At 66.1% G+C, this 21,426-nt stretch carries 18 protein-coding genes; all 18 read right to left on the reverse strand.

Features of this window, described 5'->3' with window-relative positions:
- Positions 1-10: 10 nt before the first annotated feature.
- The 18 genes from AC1DHL_RS12465 to AC1DHL_RS12550 all read right to left on the reverse strand — a co-directional run bounded on the left by AC1DHL_RS12465 (position 11) and on the right by AC1DHL_RS12550 (position 21,347).
- Positions 11-793 carry a cell division protein FtsQ/DivIB gene (locus tag AC1DHL_RS12465; protein ID WP_478162152.1) on the reverse strand — a complete coding sequence of 261 codons (783 nt, stop codon included), beginning with the start codon at positions 791-793 and terminating at the stop codon, positions 11-13.
- Positions 790-1,773, reverse strand: coding sequence for a D-alanine--D-alanine ligase (locus tag AC1DHL_RS12470; RefSeq protein ID WP_478162153.1), 984 nt, complete (start codon positions 1,771-1,773; stop codon positions 790-792). The genes AC1DHL_RS12465 and AC1DHL_RS12470 overlap by 4 nt, the downstream gene beginning before the upstream one ends.
- Positions 1,770-3,224 carry a UDP-N-acetylmuramate--L-alanine ligase gene (murC, locus tag AC1DHL_RS12475; RefSeq protein ID WP_478104537.1) on the reverse strand — a complete coding sequence of 485 codons (1,455 nt, stop codon included), beginning with the start codon at positions 3,222-3,224 and terminating at the stop codon, positions 1,770-1,772. Before murC ends, AC1DHL_RS12470 begins: the two co-directional genes overlap by 4 nt.
- On the reverse strand, positions 3,221-4,294 hold the full coding sequence (gene murG, locus AC1DHL_RS12480; protein WP_478162154.1) for an undecaprenyldiphospho-muramoylpentapeptide beta-N-acetylglucosaminyltransferase: 1,074 nt from the start codon (positions 4,292-4,294) through the stop codon (positions 3,221-3,223). The genes murC and murG overlap by 4 nt, the downstream gene beginning before the upstream one ends.
- Positions 4,291-5,580, reverse strand: coding sequence for a putative lipid II flippase FtsW (gene ftsW, locus AC1DHL_RS12485; RefSeq protein ID WP_478162155.1), 1,290 nt, complete (start codon positions 5,578-5,580; stop codon positions 4,291-4,293). The genes murG and ftsW overlap by 4 nt, the downstream gene beginning before the upstream one ends.
- A complete protein-coding gene (murD, locus tag AC1DHL_RS12490) occupies positions 5,577-7,292 on the reverse strand; it encodes a UDP-N-acetylmuramoyl-L-alanine--D-glutamate ligase (RefSeq protein WP_478162156.1) in 1,716 nt (571 codons plus the stop codon). The genes ftsW and murD overlap by 4 nt, the downstream gene beginning before the upstream one ends.
- Before the next feature lie 158 nt (positions 7,293-7,450).
- On the reverse strand, positions 7,451-8,629 hold the full coding sequence (mraY, locus tag AC1DHL_RS12495) for a phospho-N-acetylmuramoyl-pentapeptide-transferase (protein ID WP_478104532.1): 1,179 nt from the start codon (positions 8,627-8,629) through the stop codon (positions 7,451-7,453).
- Positions 8,630-8,647: 18 nt separating this feature from the next.
- Entirely contained in the window at positions 8,648-10,102 is a 1,455-nt protein-coding gene (locus AC1DHL_RS12500) for a UDP-N-acetylmuramoyl-tripeptide--D-alanyl-D-alanine ligase (RefSeq protein ID WP_478162157.1), read from the reverse strand.
- Complete coding sequence (locus AC1DHL_RS12505; protein ID WP_478162158.1) at positions 10,099-11,592, reverse strand: UDP-N-acetylmuramoyl-L-alanyl-D-glutamate--2,6-diaminopimelate ligase; 1,494 nt, start codon at positions 11,590-11,592, stop codon at positions 10,099-10,101. Before AC1DHL_RS12505 ends, AC1DHL_RS12500 begins: the two co-directional genes overlap by 4 nt.
- A complete protein-coding gene (locus tag AC1DHL_RS12510) occupies positions 11,592-13,340 on the reverse strand; it encodes a peptidoglycan D,D-transpeptidase FtsI family protein (protein ID WP_478104528.1) in 1,749 nt (582 codons plus the stop codon). The genes AC1DHL_RS12505 and AC1DHL_RS12510 overlap by 1 nt, the downstream gene beginning before the upstream one ends.
- 76 nt (positions 13,341-13,416) lie before the next feature.
- Positions 13,417-13,758: a cell division protein FtsL gene (gene ftsL, locus AC1DHL_RS12515; RefSeq protein ID WP_478104526.1), complete on the reverse strand. Its 342-nt coding sequence runs from the start codon at positions 13,756-13,758 to the stop codon at positions 13,417-13,419.
- A 7-nt stretch (positions 13,759-13,765) separates the two neighbouring features.
- Positions 13,766-14,692: a 16S rRNA (cytosine(1402)-N(4))-methyltransferase RsmH gene (gene rsmH, locus AC1DHL_RS12520; protein WP_478162159.1), complete on the reverse strand. Its 927-nt coding sequence runs from the start codon at positions 14,690-14,692 to the stop codon at positions 13,766-13,768.
- An 8-nt stretch (positions 14,693-14,700) separates the two neighbouring features.
- On the reverse strand, positions 14,701-15,129 hold the full coding sequence (gene mraZ, locus AC1DHL_RS12525; RefSeq protein WP_478104550.1) for a division/cell wall cluster transcriptional repressor MraZ: 429 nt from the start codon (positions 15,127-15,129) through the stop codon (positions 14,701-14,703).
- Between the two features lie 477 nt (positions 15,130-15,606).
- A complete protein-coding gene (hslU, locus tag AC1DHL_RS12530) occupies positions 15,607-16,932 on the reverse strand; it encodes an ATP-dependent protease ATPase subunit HslU (RefSeq protein WP_478162160.1) in 1,326 nt (441 codons plus the stop codon).
- A gap of 18 nt (positions 16,933-16,950) precedes the next feature.
- Positions 16,951-17,496, reverse strand: coding sequence for an ATP-dependent protease subunit HslV (gene hslV, locus AC1DHL_RS12535; protein WP_478162161.1), 546 nt, complete (start codon positions 17,494-17,496; stop codon positions 16,951-16,953).
- A 55-nt stretch (positions 17,497-17,551) separates the two neighbouring features.
- Positions 17,552-19,099: an STAS domain-containing protein gene (locus AC1DHL_RS12540; protein ID WP_478162162.1), complete on the reverse strand. Its 1,548-nt coding sequence runs from the start codon at positions 19,097-19,099 to the stop codon at positions 17,552-17,554.
- 32 nt (positions 19,100-19,131) lie between these two features.
- Positions 19,132-19,965, reverse strand: a complete 834-nt coding sequence (dksA, locus tag AC1DHL_RS12545; protein ID WP_478162248.1) for an RNA polymerase-binding protein DksA — start codon at positions 19,963-19,965, stop codon at positions 19,132-19,134.
- A gap of 335 nt (positions 19,966-20,300) precedes the next feature.
- Complete coding sequence (locus AC1DHL_RS12550; RefSeq protein ID WP_478162163.1) at positions 20,301-21,347, reverse strand: CobW family GTP-binding protein; 1,047 nt, start codon at positions 21,345-21,347, stop codon at positions 20,301-20,303.
- Positions 21,348-21,426: the final 79 nt, after the last annotated feature.

The following is a 21,426-nucleotide window of genomic DNA, read 5'->3' on the forward strand; positions in this document are numbered from 1 at the left end:
TTGGTGTGCTCTACTTTTTCTTCGGGTCGGGGACGACCGTGGTGACGCCGCGCAACCGCAGCGCATACCCTTCGTTGTGCCGGAGATCGGCGCCCTCGACCGCCGCAATCGTGCGTCCGTACTGACCCGCCACCGGCGTCACAGTGCGCAGAAAACGCTGCGTACGCGCGATCACTTCTTCGCCTTGCCCGCGGCCGAGTTCGACCACGGCGCCGGTATCGAGCGTCACGCGCCAGCTCCCGCGACTCGACAGCGACAGCTCGTCGATCGTCAGGTCATAAGGCTGGAACAGCGGCGACAGCACGCGGTACATGCCGAGCACCTGCCCGGCCTGCTCGGACGGACCTTCGAGGCGCGGCAGGTTGTCGTCGACCTCAGCAACGTTGGCTTCGAACACCTCGCCGAAGCCGTTGATCAGCTTGGACTCGGCTTCGTCGCCCCAATGGGCGACCGGCTGGTGTTCGGTGAGCGTCACGCGCAGCTTGTTCGGAAACTCGCGCCGCACGACCGCCTTGCGCACCCACGGCACGGATTCGAAAGCCGTGCGCGCGCGGGCCAGATCCACGGTGAAGAAGTTGCCCGCCAGTTGCGGCGCCACGTTGGCGCGCAACGTGACGGCGTTGTTGTGCGTGACCTCGCCGTCGACCTTGATGCCGGCGAGCGGGAAGAAAGGCTGACGCAGCACCCACCACGCACCCGCCGCCAGCAGCATGAGCGAGAACAACGCGAACACGAGGCTCGCGGTCAGGTTCATGAGCTTGACGTCGAAGGGCGCAGGGATGCTATCGGTCATGCCGCGCCTTCGTTGAGGGTCGGACGTGAATCGAGCGTCGCGGTGGCCAGCACGCGCAGGCAAAGCTCTTCGTAGGAGATGCCCGCCGCGCGCGCCGACATGGGCACGAGCGAATGCGAGGTCATCCCCGGCGACGTGTTCATCTCGAGCAGGAAGGCCTTGCGGTCGCTGGCGCGGATCATCAGGTCGGCACGACCCCATCCACGGCAGCCGAGCTGGTGGTAGGCGGCGAGCGTGATGCGGCGGATCTCCTGCTCTTCCTCGGCGGCCAGGCCACTCGGGCAGTGGTACTTCACGTCGTCCGTGAAGTACTTGTTCTGGTAGTCGTACGCACCCTCAGGCGCGGCAATGCGCACCACGGGCATCGCCACAGCGTCGAGGCCGCTGCCCAGCACCGCGCAAGTGACTTCCTCGCCCTCGATGAACTCTTCGCACAGCACGTCGGGGTCGTAGCGAACCGCCAGTGCGACAGCGTCCTGCATCTGCGAATAGCCCATGACCTTGGTCACGCCAATGGACGAACCCTCGCGCGGCGGCTTGACGATCAGCGGCAGGCCGAGCACGTCGGGCACCGCGTTGATCTGCTCGCGGCTCTGCTGATCGAAGGCCAGTCGCACGTAGCGTGGCGTCGGCAAGCCGTCGGCGTGCCAGATGCGCTTGGTCATGACCTTGTCCATCGCCACGCTCGAAGCCATCACGCCCGAGCCGGTGTACGGAATGCCGAGCAGTTCGAGTGCGCCCTGCACGGTGCCGTCTTCGCCGTGGCGGCCATGCAGCACGACGAAGCAACGGGCGAAGCCTTCGTGCTTGAGGTCGACCAGTTCGCGCTCGGCCGGATCGAAGGCGTGCGCATCGACGCCCTGCGAACGCAGCGCGGCCAGCACGCCTGTCCCCGACATGATGGAGACTTCGCGTTCGGCCGAACTGCCGCCGAACAACACGGCGACCTTGCCGAAGGATTTCGGATCAATCACGCTCACTGCGCACTCCCCTTGCGAGCAACGCGCTCGGATTTGCCGGACGCCGCAGCGCCAAGTTCAACCACCTTCGCCGGCACGGCACCGATCGATCCGGCCCCCATGCAGATCACCACATCGCCCTCGCGCGCGTTGTCCAGGATGGCCTGGGGCATTGCGCCGATCTCGTCGACGAACACCGGCTCGACCTTGCCGGCCACGCGCAGTGCACGGGCGAGCGATCGGCCGTCGGCAGCCACGATCGGTGGCTCACCGGCCGCATACACCTCGCCAAGCAGCACGGCATCGGCCTGTCCGATGACCTTGACGAAATCCTCGAAGCAGTCCCGCGTGCGCGTGAAGCGATGCGGCTGGAACGCCAGCACCAGACGCCGGCCCGGGAAGGCGCCGCGCGCCGCCGCGATGGTCGCGGCCATCTCCACCGGGTGGTGGCCGTAGTCGTCGATGAGCGTGAAGCTGCCGGCGTCGCCCTCACCTCGCGCGAGAACTTCGCCATAGCGCTGGAAGCGCCGCCCCACGCCCTTGAAGTCGGCGAGCCCGCGCTGCACGGCCTCGTCGGGCACATTGAGTTCGACGGCCACGGCAATCACCGAGAGCGCATTGCGCACGTTGTGCTCGCCGGGCAGGTTGAGCACGATGTCCAGGTCGGGCAGCGTGACACCGTTGCGGCGCTGCGCGGTGAAGTGCATCTGGGAGCCGACGGCCCGCACGTTGACCGCACGCACCTGGGCGTCTTCGCCGAAGCCATAACTCGTGACCGGGCAGGACACCTCGGTCACGATCTCGCGCACGGCTGGATCGTCGGTGCAAAGGATCGCGACGCCATAGAAAGGCATGCGATGCAGGAAGTCGACGAAAGCCTTCTTGAGCTTCGCGAAATCGTGCCCGTAGGTCTCCATGTGGTCGGCGTCGATGTTCGTGACCACGGCCATGACCGGCAACAGGTTCAGGAACGACGCATCGGATTCGTCCGCTTCGACCACGATGTAGTCGCCGCTGCCGAGTTGCGCATTCGCGCCCGCGCTGTTGAGACGACCGCCGATGACAAAGGTCGGATCGAGCCCGGCCGCCGCGAGCACGCTCGCCACGAGACTCGTCGTCGTGGTCTTGCCGTGCGTGCCTGCGATGGCGATCCCCTGCTTGAGCCGCATCAGCTCGGCCAGCATCAGCGCGCGCGGCACCACGGGAATGCGCTTCTCGCGTGCGGCGACCACTTCGGGGTTGTCGGCGTGCACGGCGGTCGAGGTCACGACCGCGTCCGCACCCGCGATATGCGCGGCGTTGTGGCCCACGAAGGTCGCGATGCCGAGGCCGGCCAGGCGCCGCAGCGTCGCGCTGTCCGCCAGGTCCGATCCCGAGATCTTGTAGCCGAGGTTGAGCAACACTTCGGCAATGCCGCTCATGCCCGAGCCGCCGATGCCGACGAAATGAATATGACGGATCGCGTGCTTCATGAGCGGCCTCCGTTGCCGAGTTCTTCGCATGCGCGGACCACGGCGTCTACCGCCTCGGTCTTGCGCATCGCCTGGGCCTTCAAGGCCTTTTCCAAGAGGGCATCGCGCCCGGTTTTCTGTAGCAAGTCGGCCAACAATTCTGGTGTGAGTTCGGTCTGTTGAACGAGCCAGCCACCACCCGCGTCGACAAGGAAGCGCGCGTTGGTGGTCTGGTGGTCGTCCACAGCGGATGGGAAAGGCACGAACAGCGCTGCTGCGCCGACGGCCGCGATTTCGGTGACGGTGCTCGCGCCGGCGCGCGCGACGATGAGGTCGGCGTCGGCGTAGGCGCGAGCGGTGTCTTCGATGAAAGGTGTGAGTTCGCCTTCGACGCCCGCCGCTGCATAGTTGGCGCGGAGTTCGTCGATCTGCTTGGTTCCGCTCTGGTGCGTCACCTTCGGGCGTTGCGTTGGCGCGATCATGGCCAATGCCTTGGGCACCACGGCGTTGAGCGCCTTCGCGCCCAGGCTGCCGCCGACCACCAGCAGTTGCAGCGGACCAGTGCGCCCGGCAAAACGCGCGCTCGGGTCGCCCTGCGCAGTGAACGCTGCGCGCAACGGGTTGCCGACCCATTGCGCCTTCTTGAGCACATTGGGGAAGGCCGTGAAGACGCGGTCGGCCACGCTCGCCAGCAGCTTGTTGGCGAGACCCGCCACGGAGTTCTGCTCGTGGAGCACCAGCGGCTTGCCGAGCAGCACGCTCATCATTCCGCCGGGAAAGGTGATGTAGCCACCCAGGCCCACCACCACATCCGGACGCACGCGGCGCACCACGCCGATGCTCTGCCAGAAGGCCCGCAGCAGGCGCATGGGCAGCAGCGCGAGCGTGACGGGGCCCTTGCCGCGCACGCCGCCGAACTGGACCGGCTCGAAGGCGAAGCCGCGCGGCGGCACGAGTTGGTGTTCCATGCTGCCCGGCGCGCCGAGCCAATGCACGCGCCAGCCGCGCTCGCGCAGTGCCTCGGCCACGGCGAGGCCCGGGAAGATGTGCCCACCGGTGCCGCCAGCCATGACGAGTGCCGTCCTGCTCATACGCGACCTCCGCGCATCAGCACTCTGTTTTCATAGTCGATGCGCAGCACCACGGCCAGCGCGATGACATTCATCAGGATGGCAGAGCCGCCGAAGCTCATCAGCGGCAGCGTCAGCCCCTTGGTCGGCAGGGCGCCCAGGTTCACGCCCATGTTGATGAAGGTCTGGAAGCCGATCCAGATGCCGACACCCTGTGCCACCAGCCCCGAGAACACGCGATCGAGCGCGATCGCCTGGCGGCCGATGTGCATGATCCGACGCGTGAGCCACAGGAACAACGCGATCGCGAGCAGGACGCCCACGAGGCCGAACTCTTCGCCGATCACGGCCAGCAGGAAGTCGGTGTGCGCCTCGGGCAGCCAGTGCAGCTTCTCGACGCTGCCGCCCAGTCCGACCCCGAAGACTTCGCCGCGGCCGATCGCGATCAACGAGTGGGAAAGCTGGTAGCCCTTGCCCAGCGCATGCTCTTCGCTCCATGGATCCAGATAGGCGAAGATCCGCTCGCGCCGCCACGGACTCGTCGCCACGATGGTGGCGAAGGCCACCACCACCAGCGTCGCGATCACGAAGAACATCCGCGCATTCACGCCGCCGAGGAACAGGATGCCCATCGCGATGACGGCGATCACCATGAATGCGCCCATGTCGGGCTCGGCCATCACGAGCATGCCGACCACGACCACGGCAATGCCCATCGGCAGCACCGCGCGGAAGAAGCGCTCCTTGATCTCCATCTTGCGCACCATGTAGCTGGCGGCATAGAGGATCATCGCGAACTTGGCCAACTCCGAAGGCTGGAAGCGCATGAAGCCGAGCGGCAGCCAGCGACGCGCGCCGTTGACGTTGATGCCCAGGTGCGGGATCAGCACCGCGACCAGCAGCAGCAGCGACACCACGAAGAGCCACGGCGCCACTCTTTCCCAGGTCTTCATCGGGACCTGGAACATCAACAGGCCGGCGACGAAGGCAATCACCAGCGAAGCCGCGTGTCGCGTGATGAAGTAGATGGGGCTGTAGCCGGCGCGCGCAAAGCGCGGGTTGTCCGGCAGAGCGATCGATGCCGAATACACCATCACCAGGCCCCATGCCAGGAGCGCAACGGTGACCCATACCAGCGCCTGGTCGAAGCCGAGAACACGCACCGGCGCCGCCTTTGTCTGCGTCATGCCGGCATTGCCGAGGCGCACGGGCAGGTGCATCGGCAACGCGTCGATGCCGCTCTTGGCGCGGCTGAACCAGCCGGCGAAGCGGCTGGTCTTGCCGGAGGTGGCGGACGTTGCGTTCACGCAAGCCCTCCTTCACCATCACCACCGCGCTGCGCATCGCCGAGCGCCTGCACGGCGTCGCAGAACACAGCCGCGCGATGCGCGTAGTCCTTGAACATGTCGAAGCTCGCGCATGCCGGCGAAAGCAGCACTGCATCGCCGGGACGGGCATGAGCCGCGGCCAGCGTCACGGCCTCGGGCAAAGAGCCCGCGGCCTGGATCGAGATTCCGGTGGACGCAAGGGCGGCTTCGATCATTGGCGCGTCGCGGCCGATCAGCACCACGGCGCGTGCGTACTGGCGCACCGGCGCAGCCAGCGGCGCAAAATTCTGTCCCTTGCCGTCGCCGCCGAGGATCACGACGACACGGCGCTCTTCGCCGAGACCGATCAACGCGGCAACGGTCGCGCCCACGTTGGTGCCCTTGCTGTCGTCGAAGTACTCGACCTCGTCGACGATCGCGACCGGCTCGACGCGGTGCGGCTCGCCGCGGTATTCACGCAGGCCGTAGAGCATTGGCGCAAGCTGGCAGCCCGCCGCCGTCGCGAGCGCCAGCGACGCGAGCGCGTTGAGCGCGTTGTGCCGGCCACGAATGCGCAGCGCATCGGCGGGCATCAGCCGCTGGAAGTGGATTTCCTCTTCCTCGACGGCGGCACCGCGCTTGCGCTTCTGGGTTTCGTCGGCCTCCAGTGCGCGTACCAGCCAGGCCATGCCGTTGACCTTCTCGATGCCGTAGTCGCCCGGCCGCTTCGGCATGTCGGCGCCGAAAGTGACGATGCTGCGCGCGACCTGGCCCCTGGCGAGCTTGACCGGGGCCGGCCGCATGGCCATGACAGCTTCGTCGTCGCGATTGAGCAGCATCACGCCCTTCTTGCCGAAGATGCGCGCCTTGGCTGCGGCGTAGGCCGTCATGTCGCCGTGCCAGTCCAGATGGTCCTGCGTCAGGTTCAGCACCGTCGCGGCCGTGGGCTCGAAACCCTGCACGCCGTCAAGCTGGAAACTCGACAACTCCAGCACCCAGACGTCCGGCAGCGTGTCGGCATCCATGTGTGCCGACAGGGTGTCGAGCAAGGTCGGGCCGATGTTGCCAGCCACGGCGACCGTCTTGCCTGCGCGCTCGACCAACTGGCTTGTGAGTGCGGTGACTGTTGTCTTGCCGTTGGTCCCGGTGATGGCGAGCACGGCGGGCGTGTAGCCCTTGGGCCTCGGCGGGGGAGCGACGACAGGCGGCGGCGCGGGCGAATCATCGTCCTCGTCGGGCGGCTCGGTCTCGTCATCTGGCAGCGCTTCGGACGTCGGGGACTCCGACGGCTGTGGCGCATCTGCCGTCGCCCTCGGCGCCTCTGCCTCGATCGGCTCTGCGGCATCGGCATTGATCGCAATGTCTACCGTGCGCAGATCCACCAGCGCCTGCGCGAAGAGATCCAGTTCGCCGCCCACGGGCAGGCCCATGGCCCGCGCTGCGTCGACCACCGAAGCGGTCGAGGCCGGCGAGAGGCCCGGAGAGCGATACACCGCGCGCACCGATGTGCCTTCGACCAGCGAGGCCGCGAACGGCCCGCCCGCGAACACGGCCTCCGGCAGTTCCTCGCGCAAGGTCGCCAGTTGCGGCGGCGCCTCGCGCGTATCCGCCACGGTGATCTTCGCGCCGTGGCGCGCGCACCAGCGCGCCATCGCCAGGCCGGACGCACCGAGGCCCAGGATCAGGACGTGAAGGTCTTTGAGATTTCGCATCGCTCAGTTTTCCAACCCGCCATCGCGGAACCCGCAACGCAAGAAACCGGCGCGCCCGAGGCCGGGAACACCGCGGAACCGGCTTCGCCGGGCCGCCGGTGTTGCCCCCTTGAGGGGGGAGGCGGCTACACGAAGTGAGCAAGCAACGGGGGTGGGTTTCATCGCAGCTTGAGAGTGGAAAGACCCACGAGGCACAACAGCATCGTGATGATCCAGAAGCGCACCACGACCTGCGTCTCGCGCCAGCCGCTCTTTTCGAAGTGATGGTGCAGCGGCGCCATCTTCAGCACGCGCCGCCCTTCGCCGAAGCGCTTCTTCGTGTATTTGAAATAGGTGACTTGCGCCATCACCGAGATCGCCTCGACCACGAAGATGCCGCCCATCACGAAGAACACGATCTCCTGGCGAACGATGACGGCGATGGTGCCTAGCGCTCCGCCGAGCGCGAGCGCGCCCACGTCGCCCATGAACACTTGCGCCGGGTGCGTGTTGAACCAGAGGAACGCCAGCCCCGCACCCGCCATCGCCGAGCAGAACACCAGCAGTTCGCCAGAACCCGGAATGTGCGGAAAGAGCAGGTAGCGCGAGTACACCGCGCTGCCGGTGACATACGCGAACACGCCGAGCGCGGAACCGACCATCACGACCGGCATGATCGCCAGCCCGTCGAGGCCGTCGGTGAGGTTCACCGCGTTGCTCGCGCCGACGATCACCAGGTAGGTCAGGATCACGAAGCCGATGCCGCCGAGCGGATAGCTCACTTCCTTGAAGAAAGGCACCAGCAGGTTGATCTTGGGCGGAAAGTCCAGGTCGAAGCCCGAACGCACCCAGGTGAAGAACAGTTCGAGCACGCGCCAGTTGGAGCTTTCGGAAATGCTGAAAAGCAGATAGAAGCCCGCGATCAGGCCGACCACCGATTGCCAGAAATATTTCTCTCGCGAACGCATGCCCTCCGGGTCCTTGCGCACCACCTTGCGCCAGTCGTCGACCCAGCCGATGGCACCGAAGCCCAGCGTGACCCAGAGCACGATCCAGACGAAGCGATTCGAGAGATCGAACCACAACAGGGTCGAGAACGCGATCGAGAACAGCACCAGCACGCCGCCCATCGTGGGCGTGCCGCTCTTGGTGAGGTGCGTCTCCATGCCGTAGCTGCGCACCTGCTGGCCGATCTTGAGCGCGGCGAGACGACGGATCACATAGGGTCCGGCGGCCAGGCCGAGCAGCAGCGCGGTCAATGCCGCCATCAGCGCGCGGAAGGTGAGGTACTGGAAGACGCGCAGGAAACCGAAATCCGGCGAGACCGTCTGCAGCCATTGGGCGAGGGTCATCAGCATGCTGTGAATGGGCGCGGCTCATGCGGCATGACCGGCCCCCTTGTCTTGTTGTTGTGGTGCAGCCGAAGCGGCGATCGCCTGGACCACCCGCTCCATCTGCATGAAGCGCGATCCCTTGACCAGCACGCTGGCGGCATGGGGCCATCGCGCCAGGACCGCCGCGTTGAGCGAATCGATGTCGTCGAAGTGCCGGGCCTCGCCGGCTTCGTCACCGGCGAAGGCCGCGACGCTGTGTTTTGATTCATTGCCGAGCGCGAAGACGGTCTCGATGCCGCGCTCGCGCGCCCAGGCGCCGATTTCAGCGTGAAATTGCGGTCCCTGGTCGCCGACTTCGCCCATGTCGCCGATCACGAGCATGCGCGGGGCGGGCAGGCTGGCGAGCACATCGATCGCCGCGCGCATCGAATCGGGATTGGCGTTGTAGGTGTCGTCGATCACCGTGATCGTCCGGCCGTCGGCCAGTTGCAGCTCGATCGCCTTGGAGCGACCCTTGACCGGCTCGAACGCGGCCAGTCCCTCGGCGATCTTGTCCGGCGACACGCCGCTCGCGAGCGAACAGGCAATGGATGCCAGGGCGTTGACCACGTTGTGGCGGCCGGCGATGCGCAGTGCGCAGCGCACCTCGCCGACCGGCGTGCGGGCCTCGAACTGCCAGGCGCCCTGCCGCCATTCGGCGGCGACAAGCGCGATGTCTGCGTCGAAATGCTCGCCGAAGGTGAGGCAACGGCGCGTCGCACCTTCGCGCGCGATCGACTGCCAGAGCGCCGTGAATTCATCGCCGAAGGGAAACACCGCCGTGCCACCATCAGGCAGCGCGGCGAAGACCGAAGCGTTCTCGCGGGCGACAGCTTCAACCGTGGCCATGAATTCCTGATGCTCGCGCTGCGCGTTGTTGACCAGCGCGATGGTCGGCCGCGCGATGGCCGACAGGCGGGCGATTTCGCCCGGATGGTTCATGCCGAGCTCGACCACCGAGCGCTGGTGCCGGGCGCGCAGGCGCAGCAGCGTCAGCGGCACGCCGATCTCGTTGTTGAAATTGCCAGCAGTCGCCAAGGCGCCTTCGCCGCATGCGGTGCGAAGGATCGACGCGATCATCTGCGTCACGGTGGTCTTGCCGTTGCTGCCGGTGACCGCGATCAGGGGCAACTCGAATTGCGCGCGCCAGCCAGCGGCCAGGGCGCCGAGCGCGGCCAGGGTGTCGGGCACTTCCAGCCCCGCGAGACCCGCCGCTTCGAGACCGCCGTGCGCGATGGCGGCAACCGCACCGCGCGCACGCGCATCGGCAAGGAATTGGTTGGCGTCGAAACGCTCGCCCTTGAGCGCGACAAAAAGATCGCCCGCGGCGAGGGTGCGCGTGTCGGTATGGACGCGAAGAATCGGTGTGGCGGCGCCACCGACCAGGCGCGCGCCAGGAATCCAGCCCAAGGCCATGCCCAACGTCATCATGGGGGTCGAAGCAGGCGTGCCGTTCATGCCCCACCCCTTCTTGTGAGCGCATCGATGGCATGCGCGCGATCCGAGAACGCAATGCGTTCGCCCGCAATCTCCTGCCATGCCTCGTGGCCGCGCCCGGCGATCAGGACGACGTCTTCGGGACGCGCCTGGGCCAGGGTGTCGGCAATCGCCTTCGCGCGATCAGGTTCGACCTGCGCGGCCTCGGGCCGCGCCAGGCCCAGCAGGATCTGGCTGATGATCGACGCAGGTTTTTCACTGCGTGGGTTGTCGCTGGTCACGACGACGCGGTCGGCCTGCGTCTCGGCGACGGCCGCCATCATGGGACGCTTGGCGGTGTCCCGGTCGCCGCCGCAGCCGAACACGCACCACAGTTCGCCTCCGCGCTGCTGCGCCAGGGGGCGCAGTCCGGCGAGCGCCTTGTCGAGCGCGTCAGGCGTATGTGCGTAGTCGACGACTGCCAGCGGATGGCCGGGAACGCTCAGGCGTTCCATGCGGCCCGGCACGCTGTCGAGGCCGACGCAAGCGCCCACCGCGTCTTCGAGCGACAGCCCGAGCGCGCGCAGCGTACCCAGCACGCCCAGCAGATTTGCGACGTTGTATTGGCCGATCAGTTGCGTCGACAAGTGCACCGGCAACTGCCCCAGTTCCACCACTGAGAAATTGAGGCCCTGTGCGTCATAGCCGATGTCCTGCGCCACCAGCCGCGCAGGACCACCTACGGCCGACACGGTCCAGACATCGAGCCCGCCGACACCGGTCTCGATCAGGTTGCCCACCAGGGCTGCGCCATGCACGTCGTCGATATTGACCACCGCGGCACGCAGCCCCGGCCAGCGGAACAGCTCCGCCTTGGCCTGCCAGTAGGCATCCATGCTTCCGTGGTAGTCCAGATGGTCCTGCGTGAAGTTGGTGAAGACCGCGACGGCGATTCGGGTGCCATCGAGCCGGCGCTCCACGATGCCGATCGACGATGCCTCGATGGCGCAGGCGCCGAAGCCGCGATCCACGAAGCCGCGCAATTCGCGCTGCAACAGCACCGGATCGGGCGTGGTCAGCCCGGTGTACGTGAGTTCGGGCGGCACGCCGACGCCCAGCGTGCCCACGACGGCGCACGGCGCACGGCCGGATCGCGACAACGCCTGCGCCAGCCACCACGCGGTGGAGGTCTTGCCGTTGGTGCCAGTCACCGCGAGCACGTCGAGCTGCTCGGAGGGGTTGTCGTAGTAGGTCGCGGCGATCGGTCCCGTCGCGGCCTTGAGGCCGGCATAGGCGGCGATGGCCTCGCCCTCGAATCCGAACACCGCACTCCCTTCCTCTTCGACGAGGCAGGCCGCGGCGCCCTGCGCCAGTGCATTGGCGACAAAGCGCCGCCCGTCCGTGGCCGCGCCGGGCCACGCGACGAATCCATCGCCCGCGCCGACCGGACGGCTGTCGGCATGCAGCACCCCACGCACGCGGGACTGCAGCCAGCGCGCGGCTTCGGTGGGGTTGCGCAGCGCCGTTGTCATCAGAAGCTCTCTTCCACACCCGTGGTCACGACCATGGGTTTGACAGCGAGATCGGGCGCCACGTTCATCATCCGCAGCGTCTGCTGCACGACCTCGCTGAACACCGGCGCGGCCACGATGCCGCCGAAATACTGGCCGTTGCTCGGCTCGTCGATCATCACCGCCACGATGATGCGGGGCTTGTCGATGGGCGCCATGCCCGTGAACCAGGAGCGGTATTGCTTGCTGGCATAGCCCCGGCCCACCTGCTTGTGCGCCGTGCCGGACTTGCCGCCCACGGAATAACCCACGGTCTGCGCGAGCGGGCCCGTGCCGCCCGGGCCGGCCGCCATCTGCAGCATCCTGCGCACGGCGAGCGCGTTCTGCGCCGAAAAAACCTTGACGCCGACCGCCGGCTCCGAGCTCTTGAGAATCGTCGCCGGGATAACGTCGCCGTCGTGCGCGAAGGCCGTGTACGAATGCGCCATCTGGAACAGCGACGCCGACAGGCCGTAGCCGTAGGCCATGGTCGCCTGCTCGACCGGCTTCCACGACTTCCAGGGGCGCAGCCGTCCCGTGACGGCACCCGGGAACTGGATCTGCGGCTTCTGGCCGTAGCCGAGCGCCGTGTAGGTGTCCCACATCTCGTGGGGCGTCATCTTCTGCGAGATCTTGAGCGCGCCGATGTTGCTGGACTTCTGGATGACGCCCTCGACCGTCAGCGAGCCGTAGTTGTGCGTGTCGCTGATGGTGAAGCCGCCCAGGCTGTAACGACCGGGCGCGGTATCAATCACGGTTTTCGGCGTGATGCGGCCTGCTTCCAGTGCCGTCGCGACCGTGATCGGCTTCATCGTCGAGCCGGGTTCGAACACATCGGTCATGGCGCGATTGCGCAACTGCTCGCCCGTGAGATTCTGGCGCTTGTCGGGCACATAGCTCGGGTAGTTGGCCAGGGCCAGCACCTCGCCGGTGATCGCGTCGAGCACCACCACGCTGCCCGCCTTGGCCTTGTGCACGGTCACCGCGTCGCGAAGCTTCTGGTAGGCGAAGAACTGCACCTTGCTGTCCACGCTGAGCTGAATGTCCTTGCCGTCGAACGGCGGCACTTGCTCGCCGACGCCCTCGACCACCCGGCCGAGCCGGTCCTTGATGACGCGGCGCGAACCGGGCTTGCCGGCCAGTTCCTTGTTGAACGCGAGCTCGATGCCTTCCTGGCCGATGTCCTCGACATTGGTGAAGCCCACCACATGTGCGGCGGCCTCGCCTTCTGGGTACTGGCGCTTGTATTCCTTGCGCTGGTAGATGCCCTTGATGTTGAGCTCTGCGATTTGCTTGGCGATGGGCTCGTCGACCTGCCGCTTGATCCAGACGAAAGTCTTGTCTTCGTCTTCAAGCTTCTTGTCGAAGTCCTTCTGCGGCATGCCGAGCAGCTTGGCCACCTGCTTGAGCTTGGTCTTGACCTCGGGGTCGTCGCGCTCGATGTCTTCGGGGATCGCCCAGATGCTGGGTGCGACCACGCTCTGCGCAAGCAGAAGGCCGTTGCGATCGAGGATGCGGCCGCGATTGGCCGGCAGTTCGAGCGTGCGGGTAAAGCGCACCTCGCCCTGGCGCTGGAAGAAGTCGTTGCCGATCACCTGCACGTAGGCTGCGCGCCCGGCGAGCACGACGAAGCCGAGCGCGATGCCACCGACGATGAACTTGCTGCGCCAGACGGGGGTCTTGCTGGCCAGCAGAGGACTGGTCGTGTATTGGACGCTGCGGCGGGTCATGGGCTCCCCCCCATGGCGCTGCGCGCCTCCCCCCCAGGGGGGCAGTTCGACTTGAGGCGGCTCGGCGTCGAACTCATCAATGCACCCCCTTCATTGCAGCGGCTTTCGGCGCGGGGGTGGTCGGTGCCGGCGCGGCAATGGCCGGGATCACCGTGCCGTCTTCGCGCACGTACTGCGTGATGGCCGGCGTGGTCGTGCGCATCTTGAGCTGCTCCTTGGCGAGCTTCTCGACGCGCAGCGGCGTGGCCTGCGCCCGCTTCTCGACCTGCAGGCGGTCGTGATCCAGCTCGAGCCGGCGCGTTTCGAGCTCGACCCGGTGAAACTCCGTGAAGAGCTGGCGCGACATGTACTGCGTGTGCACGAGATAGATCGCCGAGCCCAGCACGGCGATCAACAGGAGCAGGTTGAGGCGAGCCATGGTTTGCTCAGCCCTCGTCCGCCGTGCGCTCGGCGATACGCAGGATCGCGCTGCGCGCCCGCGGATTGCCATCGACTTCTGCCTGCGACGGCTTGACACGACCCAGGGAGCGCAGCTTCATCGCCTTTGGCGCAGCGAAGGGCGCGCGACGGTCGTAGACCTCGCGCGAATGCTTCGCGATGAACTGCTTCACGATGCGATCTTCCAGCGAATGGAAGCTGATCACCGCGAGCCGGCCCTGGGGTTGCAGCACGACGAGACTCGCTTCTAGCGCCTGTTGCAGCTCTTCAAGCTCGGCGTTGATGAAAATCCGAAGAGCCTGAAATGTGCGCGTTGCAGGGTTCTGGCCCGGCTCGCGGGTTTTGACCGCGCCAGCCACGAGCTGGGCCAGCTCGGCGGTGGTTGAAACTGGGCCCCGTTCTTGTCGGCGAGCAACAATCGCCTTTGCAATCTGAACAGCAAACCGTTCTTCGCCATAGTCACGAATCACCTCCGCAATCTGCTGTGGTTCGGCTGTTGCCAGCCACTCGGCCACGCTCTCGCCGCGCGTCGTGTCCATGCGCATGTCGAGCGGGCCGTCGAAACGAAAAGAAAAACCCCGCGCGGGGTTGTCGATCTGGGGAGAGCTGACACCGAGGTCCATCAGCAGGCCTGACACGCTCGCCCGCGGCAGCTCGCCCAGGTCCTTGAATCCCTGGTGACGGATGGAAAAACGCGCATCCTCGATGCGCGCTGCTTCGGCCACCGCTTCCGCGTCCTTGTCGAACGCGATGAGGTGGCCCTCCGGCGCCAGCCTTGCCAGGATTTCCCGGCTGTGGCCGCCGCGTCCGAAGGTCGCGTCGACATACGTGCCGGTGCTGTCCGCTCCGTCGGGAAAGAGGCCTTCCACCGCTTCCTTCAACAAGACGGTCGTATGGGTCCAAGGTTGCTCCACTTCGGGCCTCAGAACGAGAAGTCCTGGAACACATCGGGCATCTGGCCCTGGGTGGCTTCGGCCTCCTTGGCTTCGTAAGTGGCCTTGTCCCAGAGTTCGAAATGATTGCCCATGCCGAGCAACAGGGCGTCGCGCGTGATGCCGGCTGCGGCGCGCAACTCAGGCGACACGAGCACGCGGCCGGTGCCATCCATCTCGACGTCCATGGCGTTGCCAAGGAAGACACGCTTCCACCACTGGGCCGACATCGGGAGGGCGGCGATGCGCTCGCGGAACTTCTCCCACTCGGGACGCGGGAACACCATGAGGCAGCCGTGCGGGTGCTTGGTGATCGTGAGTTGGCCGGCCGCCGTCGCGCTCAGGACGTCACGATGCCGGGTCGGCACGGAGAGCCGCCCCTTGGCATCCAGACTGAGCGATGAAGCGCCTTGAAACACGACCACGAAACCCCGGTTGCGGAGTCCGCCACGCACCTGAACGCGACATACCCCGACACTTTTTCCCACTTAACTGCACTTTTTTGCACTGTAGCAGGAAACGCCTACCTCGCAACCGGAGGTTGGCGGTATTTTTTGTAATGGAATCAACAACTTAGCGGTGTTTTTGCAACCTCGAAAGGACCGAATTCCGTTGCAAATGAAGCACTTAGCTGACGCACTGAATGCATCACATTAGCTCGCCCCCAGGTTGGCTCACTGCGTGTAGCCGCCCACCCCCTACCGGGGGCAACACCGGTGGCCCGGCCAAGCCGGTTCCACGGTGTTTCACCAACGGGCCTGGCTGCGCCGGCCAGGGCGTGGCGTGATTTTGCTCCGGCGGCGTAGCGCGCCCGTTCGTGAGCTGCCGCAGAACCGGCTTGGCCGGGCCGCTGGCTGCGCCCCCGGTAGGGGGTGGGCGCGCAACCTGGGGGCGAGCTACAAAATGAATCGGGAGAGGTCTTCGTCGTGACTAAGTACAGCAAGGCGCGCGTCCACGTAGGCCGCATCGATATGCACGGTCTGGCCTCCCAGCTTGGCGGCACCGAAGCTGACTTCGTCGAGCAGACGCTCCATCACGGTCGATAGCCGGCGGGCGCCGATGTTCTCGGTGCGCTCGTTGACGTCGAAGGCGATGCTCGCAAGCCGCGTGATGCCATCGGCGGTGAATTCGAGGGTCACGCCTTCGGTGGCGAGCAGCGCCTGGTACTGCTTGACCAGCGATGCCCGCGTCTGCGTCAGGATGCTCTCGAAATCCGACACCGACAGCGACTGCAACTCGACCCGGATCGGAAAGCGCCCCTGCAGTTCGGGGATCAGGTCGCTCGGCTTGCTCAGGTGGAAGGCGCCGCTCGCGATGAAGAGGATGTGGTCGGTGCGCACCACGCCGTACTTGGTGCTCACGGCCGTGCCTTCGACCAGCGGCAGCAGGTCGCGCTGCACGCCCTGCCGCGAGACGTCGGCGCCCTGCGCCTCGGTGCGGGTCGCCACCTTGTCGATTTCGTCGATGAAAACAATGCCGTTCTGCTCCGCATTCTGGATCGCCTGGCTGCGGATCTCGTCCTCGTTGACCAGTTTGGCGGCCTCCTCATCGATCAGCAGGCGCATCGCCTCGGCAATCTTGAGCTTGCGCGTCTTGCGCTTGCCCTGCCCTAGCTGGCCGAACATGCCGCGCAACTGCTCGGTCATCTCCTCCATGCCGGCAGGGCCCATGATTTCGAGCGGCGTGCGGACGTCGGCAAGGTCGATCTCGATCTCCTTGTCGTCGAGTTCGTGCTGGCGAAGCTTCTTGCGGAAGGCCTGGCGCGTCGCGCTGCCGGTGTCGGAAGCGGCGCCGCCATCGGGCAGGCGGGCCGGGGGCAGCAGCACGTCGAGGATGCGCTCCTCGGCAGCGTCTTCCGCACGCATGCGGACCTTGGCGCTTTCGGCTTCGCGCGTCTGCTTGACCGCCATTTCAGCCAGGTCGCGCACGATCGAGTCCACGTCCTTGCCGACGTAGCCCACCTCGGTGAACTTGGTCGCCTCGACCTTGATGAAGGGCGCATCGGCCAGGCGTGCGAGACGGCGGGCGATCTCGGTCTTGCCGACGCCCGTGGGGCCGATCATGAGGATGTTCTTGGGCGTGATTTCGGCACGCAGCTTTTCCTCGACCTGCTGTCGGCGCCAACGGTTGCGCAGCGCGATCGCCACGGCGCGCTTGGCATCGGGCTGGCCGACGATGTGGTTGTCGAGTTCGGAAACGATTTCCTGAGGGGTCATTGGCATGGAATCACTCGATCGGTGTCACAGGGTCTCGACCGTGTGGTGCATGTTGGTGTAGATGCAGAGCTCGCCGGCGATCTCGAGCGCCTTCTTGACGATCTGTTCTGCGGTCAGGTCGGTGTGGTCGACCAGTGCCTTGGCGGCAGCCTGCGCATAGGCACCGCCGGAGCCGATCGCGATGATGCCGTTCTCGGGCTCCAGAACGTCGCCGTTGCCGGTGATGATCAGCGAGGTCGTTGCGTCCGCCACGGCCAGCATGGCCTCCAGGCGACGCAGGACGCGATCGGTGCGCCAGTCCTTGGTGAGTTCGATGGCGGCGCGTGCCAGGTGGCCCTGGTGCTTCTCGAGCTTGGCCTCGAAGCGCTCGAACAGGGTGAAGGCGTCGGCTGTCGCTCCGGCAAAGCCGGCAAGCACCTTGCCGTGATACAGCCGGCGCACTTTGCGCGCGCTGCCCTTGATGACGATGTTGCCCAGCGTGACCTGACCGTCACCGCCGATGGCAACCTGGTCGCCGCCAGCGCCCTTGCGGCGCACGCTGATGATGGTGGTTCCGTGAAATTGTTCCATGGGGCATTATCCCGCCCGAGGCTTGCCCCAGAGGGCAGCCTACCGTCCTCAGGGGTCAATCCCTTGTCTTGACGGTCGCGTGGTCGGCAATGCCGACGACGCCGAAGAAGGCGGCGATGAGGCGGTGCGCATCCACAAACTGCACGTTGTCGCCACGCGCGTGGCGGCCGGTGACCCAGTTCAGAAGGGCGCCCGCGGCGGTGAAATCAACCCGAACCAGGGCCGCACAGGAAACGCTCGGTGCCGTTGCGCTGGCCAGTTCGTCATCCAGCCGCTGCCAGGTCGAGAGCGATTCGCCGACCAGGTCGCCCGCCAGCACGGCGCCGGCAGCCGGCTCCAGAGAGCGCTCCGCCTCCTCCGACATGATGCTGAAAGACGGTTTGGCGACCTTGGGCATGTCGAGCGTGGCGTAGTCCCCTTTGGGATCTTCCCAAGGCGGAGGCGAGACCTCGTAGGTGATGCAGTAGTTGAGCGCAAGCAATTCGAACTCATCGGCCCGGTGCATCACCCGCAGTGCCGCCATGTGCAGTTGCCACCAGACGGCATCGACGTTCCGGTCGTTGGCCGGCGTCGCCTCGGCAAGCACGAGAAGCAGCTGATCGGCGCCGCTAAACCGCAACTGGACAGCCGAGTCCGCCCAATGGTTGAACAGGGCGCGCAGCGGCCCTGCCGCCTCGGCCTCGATGGCGCCCAGCGCGCTCCAGTCGAGCTTCCAGGACGGCCCGGCAGCAGCCAGCGCCCGCGTGAGAGCGATCAGTCCTTCGCGTGAGAGGCGTGCAGGGCTCGACCAGTCGGCACTGCCGCCAGCAGCCCCGACCGGCTTGGCAGCCGTCGATGCACGCACCGTGTTCGCCAGCGCCCGAAGTGACATCCACTCGGGCGCCGAGCGCTTCATGCGTTGGGCGTAGCGCGTGCTGGTGGCCACATACTTCTCGGCGTCGCCGGTCGCCTGGTAGAAGTCCAGCAGCGTTCGCCAGATGTCGTCCTGGCCGCCGGTCGGACTGTCCGGCGCGAGTGCCTGCAGCAGGATGGCCTCGGCCCCGGCGTCATCGCCGTGGGCGAAGCGGATCGCGGCTTCCTCGATGCAACCGTCGTGTCCCTGCGCCTGGGCGGGAGCGGCCTGTCCGGGGACCTCGCCCTGCGGCACGCCGGGCACGGTATCGGCGTAGGCCCGCGCATGCTGCTCGGCCATGGGCGCAGCCTCGCCGGGCGCGCCTTCGGGCTTTGGCTCGGTCTGATTGCCGCGGGCCTTCCACCACTGCTGCGACATCTGCTCTTCGATCTCGTCGATCTTCTTGAGCGTGAGTGCCCTGCCTTCGGTCTTGCCGGAGGTGCTGCTGACATTGAAGGAGGATGGCGTCCCGGCAGCGTCGCCGCCTCCGGCCGCTTCCCGCTGCCGGAGCTTGCGGAGCATGTCGAACTCACGGCGGCGCACGAAGTCGTTGCGCTGCCGCCGCTCGATCATTTCCTTGAGCATTTCACGGCTGTAGCCGTTTTCAAGATTGGACGAGTCCTCGGCGTCGAGCTCGGACCAATCCTTCAGCGGATTGCGCACGAACTTCGCAACCTTGGACAGCAGGCGACCGGTTTCTTCCTTGGCCATGCGCTTCGTCTCCCCTTCGGCTCCCGTCGTGATCAGTCGCCGAACATTTTCTGCTTGAGCTCGCGGCGCTGCTGAGCTTCGAGCGACAGCGTGGCCGTCGGGCGGGCCAGCAGACGGCCGACACCGATCGGTTCACCGGTCTCGTCGCAGTACCCGTAGTCGCCGGCATCGATGCGCTGGATCGACTGCTCGATCTTCTTCAGCAGCTTGCGTTCGCGGTCGCGGGTGCGCAGTTCGAGCGCGTGTTCTTCCTCGATGGTGGCGCGATCGGCCGGGTCCGGCACGACCACGGTGTCCTCGCGCAGATGCTCGGTCGTCTCCCCGGCGTTTTCAAGGATGCCGCGCTTGAGTTCCTGCAGCTTCAGGCGGAAGAACGCCATCTGCTTGTCGTTCATGTATTCCGAGTCCGGCATCGCGATGACCTCGGCGTCGGTCAGCTCCTCGGCCGATTTGGCCTTCCAGTTGTTGGCGAGCTTGGGATCTTTCTTGATCGCGACGGGCGGCGGCGGGACCAGCGGGTTCGACGAGATCTGCACGAAGCTGGATTTCGCCGCGGTGGAAGCCACCGTCTGGGGCATGGACGGCACGGTCAGCTGCGACAGCCGCGAGACGCGCCCGCCACGTGCGGGTGCAGGCGTGGTGGTCGTGGCGGTTGCTTGGGATGTCACCGTGGCGGTAGAAGTATCGGAGGCGGCAGCCGTTTTTTTCATGGGAGTCGGTGGTGCAGGTGGCGCGGTGTGAGGGCCGGCCGGTTTGGATGACGAGACGCCCGCGCTCACTACCTTGGCCTTGCTTGTGGCGTGGGCCTCGGATGGCGCTGCGGACTGGGCGGGCTTTGCGGCGGAAACCTTCTTCGCTGCGGGCACAGCCTGCTTGGCAACCTCCGTCTTCTTGACGGCCGGCTTCGATGCTGGCTTGGCTTTGGCGACAGGTTTCTTCACAGTGACTGGCTCCTTCGACGAACTCGAACGCACATTCTCAGTGGTGTCTCCCCCGTGGAAACCACGGGCGCTCGCCATTGGCGAACCCAGGGGTTATACCCCCGAAAACGGCCCGAAAACGCGTGCAGTCCTATGCCGGATGTCACACATCGCCCTTAAAGAAGGACGGGGTCTCCCCGGAACAGGCGCGCGATTGTATAGAGAACTGGGAACGGGCGGGGGAAACCGCCCCCGCGATGACGAATGGCTCGGCGCGGGCCTCAGACCAGGCACTGGTCGAGACCCTGTTCCAGGATCTCGCGCGGCAGGTCGATGCCGATGAACACCATGCGGCTGTTGCGTTTTTCGTCGGGGCCCCAGGCCGGACCGAGGTCGCTGCCCATGAGCTGGTGCACGCCCTGGAAGATCACCTTGCGCTCGGTGCCCTGCATGTGCAACACACCCTTGTAGCGCAGCATCCGGGGACCGTAGATATTGACGATGGCGCCGAGGAAGTCCTCCAGGCGAGCCGGGTCGAAGGGGCGATCGGCGCGGTAGACGAAGCTCTTCACGTCGTCGTCATGGTGATGATGATGGCCGTGGCCTTCGTGCGCGTGCGAGGGATGGTCGCAGTTCTCGCCATGCGCATGGTCATGGTCATGGTCGTCTTCCTCCTTGAGGAAGTCCGGATCGATATCCAGCTTGGCGTTGAGGTTGAAGCCTCGAAGATCGAACACGTCCTTCAGCGGCACTTCGCCGAAATGCACCTTCTGCTGTGGCGCGCGCGGGTTCATGTGCTTGAGGCGATGGATCAGCGCCTCGGTCTCTTCCGCGGCGACGAGGTCGCTCTTGCTGATGAAGATCTGGTCCGCGAACCCCACTTGGCGGCGCGCTTCCTGCCGGTCGTTGAGTTGCTGCGGTGCATGCTTGGCATCCACCAGGGTCAGGATGGAGTCGAGCAGGTAGCTCTCGGCGATTTCGTCGTCCATGAAGAAGGTCTGCGCCACGGGGCCCGGATCGGCCAGGCCGGTGGTCTCGATGACGACGCGATCGAAGTCCAGCAGGCCCTTGCGCTTCTTGGCCGCCAGCAGTTGCAAGGCTTCGCGCAGGTCCTCCCGGATCGTGCAACAGATGCAACCGTTGTTCATCTGGACGATCTGCTCCTTCGACTCGGTGACCAGGATGTCGTTGTCGATGTTCTCCTCGCCGAACTCGTTCTCGATCACGGCGATCTTCTGGCCGTGCGCTTCGTTCAGGATGCGCTTGAGCAACGTGGTCTTGCCGGCGCCGAGGAAGCCGGTGAGGATGGTGGCGGGAATGAGGGCCATGGAGTTGCTCCGGAGATCAGGAATCGGGGGGAATCAGGGGAATCGGGGAAAGGCGGAAAGTTTAGCGACGGCCGGCCGG

This window comes from Variovorax sp. 10L426, from assembly GCF_056395305.1.

Excerpts from the sequence above, each read along its gene's own strand:
- murC (WP_478104537.1), bottom strand. The coding sequence starts at position 3,224 with ATGAAGCACGCGATCCGTCATATTCATTTCGTCGGCATCGGCGGCTCG.
- hslV (WP_478162161.1), bottom strand. The coding sequence starts at position 17,496 with ATGGAACAATTTCACGGAACCACCATCATCAGCGTGCGCCGCAAGGGC.
- AC1DHL_RS12500 (WP_478162157.1), bottom strand. The coding sequence starts at position 10,102 with ATGAACGGCACGCCTGCTTCGACCCCCATGATGACGTTGGGCATGGCC.
- AC1DHL_RS12465 (WP_478162152.1), bottom strand. The coding sequence starts at position 793 with ATGACCGATAGCATCCCTGCGCCCTTCGACGTCAAGCTCATGAACCTG.
- AC1DHL_RS12505 (WP_478162158.1), bottom strand. The coding sequence starts at position 11,592 with ATGACAACGGCGCTGCGCAACCCCACCGAAGCCGCGCGCTGGCTGCAG.
- AC1DHL_RS12540 (WP_478162162.1), bottom strand. The coding sequence starts at position 19,099 with ATGGCCAAGGAAGAAACCGGTCGCCTGCTGTCCAAGGTTGCGAAGTTC.
- ftsL (WP_478104526.1), bottom strand. The coding sequence starts at position 13,758 with ATGGCTCGCCTCAACCTGCTCCTGTTGATCGCCGTGCTGGGCTCGGCG.
- murD (WP_478162156.1), bottom strand. The coding sequence starts at position 7,292 with ATGCGAAATCTCAAAGACCTTCACGTCCTGATCCTGGGCCTCGGTGCG.
- AC1DHL_RS12510 (WP_478104528.1), bottom strand. The coding sequence starts at position 13,340 with ATGACCCGCCGCAGCGTCCAATACACGACCAGTCCTCTGCTGGCCAGC.
- hslU (WP_478162160.1), bottom strand. The coding sequence starts at position 16,932 with ATGCCAATGACCCCTCAGGAAATCGTTTCCGAACTCGACAACCACATC.
- mraY (WP_478104532.1), bottom strand. The coding sequence starts at position 8,629 with ATGCTGATGACCCTCGCCCAATGGCTGCAGACGGTCTCGCCGGATTTC.
- AC1DHL_RS12550 (WP_478162163.1), bottom strand. The coding sequence starts at position 21,347 with ATGGCCCTCATTCCCGCCACCATCCTCACCGGCTTCCTCGGCGCCGGC.
- murG (WP_478162154.1), bottom strand. The coding sequence starts at position 4,294 with ATGAGCAGGACGGCACTCGTCATGGCTGGCGGCACCGGTGGGCACATC.